This window comes from Desulfovibrio sp. 1214_IL3152, from assembly GCF_036763055.1.
Taxonomy (GTDB): Bacteria; Desulfobacterota; Desulfovibrionia; order Desulfovibrionales; family Desulfovibrionaceae; genus Desulfovibrio.
On record NZ_JBAIYW010000234.1, the window covers coordinates 1 to 2,957 of the forward strand.

2 protein-coding genes are annotated in these 2,957 nt (G+C 60.4%); both read left to right on the forward strand.

Features of this window, described 5'->3' with window-relative positions; genetic code table 11:
* The first annotated feature begins 125 nt into the window (after nt 1-125).
* The gene (recA, locus tag V6C07_RS04965; RefSeq protein WP_333535258.1) at nt 126-1,205 is read left to right on the forward strand and encodes a recombinase RecA; all 1,080 of its coding nucleotides are present in this window, start codon (nt 126-128) and stop codon (nt 1,203-1,205) included.
* 140 nt (nt 1,206-1,345) lie between these two features.
* Nucleotides 1,346-2,957: alanine--tRNA ligase (gene alaS, locus V6C07_RS04970; RefSeq protein WP_333535259.1), on the forward strand; the 1,612-nt coding region annotated here is incomplete at its 3' end.

Sequence of the window (2,957 nt, forward strand, 5' to 3'; positions counted from 1 at the left end):
GCAAGACAGCGCCGCCCCGGCAGCACCGTGACCGGCTGACGGCCGAGGTCCCGCGCATTTGCCTTGCCCCTCGCCCTTTGCTATAATCATGCGCTTGAAGATATCTTTACCCGGAGCATAAAATCATGGCCAGAAAACCGGCCCTCAGCCCTGAAGAAGCGCGCGCTGAAGCCCTGGGCACAGCCCTTGCCACCATTGAACGCAAATACGGCAAGGGCGCCGTCATGAAACTTTCTGACGATGCCCATGTGAATATACCTGTCATTCCCACCGGTTCCATCGGCCTTGACCTGGCCCTTGGCGTGGGGGGCATCCCGCGCGGGCGCATCTCTGAAATTTTTGGCCCCGAATCATCGGGCAAAACCACCCTTACACTGCATATCATTGCCGAATGCCAGCGCCTTGGCGGAACCTGCGCCTTTGTAGACGCGGAGCACGCCCTTGACGTGTCCTATGCCAGACGGCTGGGCGTCAATACGGATGAACTGCTCATCTCGCAGCCCGATTACGGCGAGCAGGCCCTGGACATTGCCGACATGCTGGTTCGCTCCGGCGCTGTTGACCTTGTGGTTGTGGACTCCGTGGCGGCCCTTATCCCCCAGGCCGAACTGGAAGGCGACATGGGCGAAACCCAGGTGGGCGGCCACGCCCGTCTCATGTCGCACGCCATGCGCCGCCTCACGGGCACAATCCACAAATCGCGCACCTCGGTCATCTTTATCAACCAGATACGCATGAAGATCGGCGTTACGGGCTACGGCAGCCCCGAAACCACCACGGGCGGCAACGCGCTCAAGTTCTACTCTTCCGTGCGTCTGGACATCCGCCGCATTCAGACCCTCAAGGACAAAGAAGAATCCTTCGGGTCGCGCACCAGGGTCAAAGTGGTGAAAAACAAGGTCGCGCCGCCCTTCCGCAGCGCCATTTTCGACATCCTGTACGGCCAGGGCATTTCACGCGCGGGCGAACTGCTTGACCTTGGCATTGAGGCCAAGATCATCGACCAGAGCGGTTCGTGGTTTGCCTTCGGTGCTGAAAAACTGGGCCAGGGCCGCGAAAAAGTGCGCGCCCTGCTGGACGAAAACATTGACCTGCGCAATCAGATCGAAGCCAAGGTTGTGGAATTTCTGGGCCTTCACCCCCGGGAGTTCACCCCCACAGTTGAAGATATTGCGGAAAGCCAAGACCCCGTTCTCGAAGACTGACGTTTTCCGGCAGGCCCGTTCGCCGCATGCTCATGGCAGCGGCCAACGGGCCTGTGCCGTGGACAGTTGCTTCAATGCCCCCAAAAGCCGCACGCCTGCAAGGCACGGCCCGTACCGCGCAGCCCTCATCAGGAGCCAGTATGCTCACCGCCAAAGAAATACGCCGTCGCTACCTCGATTTTTTTCACCGCCACCAGCACGAAATCGTCGCTTCCGGGCCGATCATTCCACCCAACGACCCTTCGCTGCTCTTTGCCAACTCCGGCATGGTGCAATTCAAAAAACTCTTTCTCGGCGAGGAAAAACGCTCCTACAGCCGCGCCACCACCTGCCAGAAATGCCTGCGCGTTTCCGGCAAGCACAACGACCTTGAAAACGTCGGCCGCACGGCGCGCCACCACACGTTTTTTGAAATGCTCGGCAACTTTGCCTTTGGCGACTATTTCAAGCGCGAAGCCATCACATGGGCGTGGGATTTCGTGACCAAAGAACTGGAACTGCCCAAAGAAAAACTGTGGGTTACGGTTTTTCGCGAAGACGATGAGGCCGCCGGGCTGTGGGCCGAAATCGCCGGGCTGCCCGCCGAACGCATCGTGCGCATGGGCGAAAAAGACAATTTCTGGACCATGGGCGACACCGGTCCCTGCGGGCCGTGCTCCGAAATCTATGTAGATCAGGGTGCGGACATGTCCTGCGGTCCGGACTGCGGCATCGGCAACTGTGACTGTGACCGCTTCCTTGAAATCTGGAACCTCGTGTTCACCCAGTTTGACCAGAGCGCCGACGGCACACGCACGCTGCTTGCCCGGCCCAACATCGATACGGGCATGGGCCTTGAGCGCATGGCTGCCGTGGCCCAGGGCAAGCGCTCCAATTTCGACTGCGATCTTTTTCAGGACATTATCCAGTATGCGGCCGGACTTGCGGGCGTGACCTACAGCTTCAGCGCTCCGGACACCAATGATGTGGACACGGCCCTGCGCGTCATTGCCGACCACAGCCGCGCGGCCGCCTTTCTTATTGCGGGCGGCGTACTGCCCTCCAACGAAAACCGGGGCTATGTGCTGCGCCGTCTTATCCGCCGCGCCCTGCGCTTCGCCACGCTCATGGGCGTGCACGAGCCTTTCATGCACAAGGTGGCCCGCAAGGTTACCGAGGTTATGGGCGATGCCTACCCCGAACTGGTGGAAAGCGCGGACTTCATCGACCGGGCCGTGCTTGAGGAAGAACAGCGCTTCTCCCTCACGCTCAAAAAAGGGCTGGACCTGCTGGAAGAAGAACTGGCCGCCCTCAAGGAGCGCGGCATTACGCTGATTCCCGGCGATTTCTGCTTCAAGCTTTACGACACTTACGGTTTTCCGCTGGACATCGTTACCGACGTGGCGGAAAAACGCGGCTTTCGCGCCGATGCCGAGGGCTTTGAAAAACACATGCAGGAGCAGCGCAAACGCGCCCGCGACCACCAGAAAAAAGGCGGCCTGCTGGGGCAGGGCGAAGACGGCCAAAGCCCCTTCAAATCCCTGGCGGACAACGGAGCCGAAAGCCGTTTCGTGGGCTATGAGGGCCTTACGGCCCAAAGCCCCATCACCATTCTGCTCAATGCCGCAGGCCAGCCCGTGGACGTGCTCGGTGAAGGCGAAAACGGCTATGCCGTGACCGAAACCACGCCTTTTTACGGCGAAGGCGGCGGTCAGGCGGGCGATACGGGCCTCATGAGCGCCACTGCGGGCGAGGCCAGGGTGCTCACAACCC

Bases quoted from the DNA above. Each gene is read 5' to 3' on its own strand.
- recA (WP_333535258.1), top strand. From the start codon at position 126: ATGGCCAGAAAACCGGCCCTCAGCCCTGAAGAAGCGCGCGCTGAAGCC.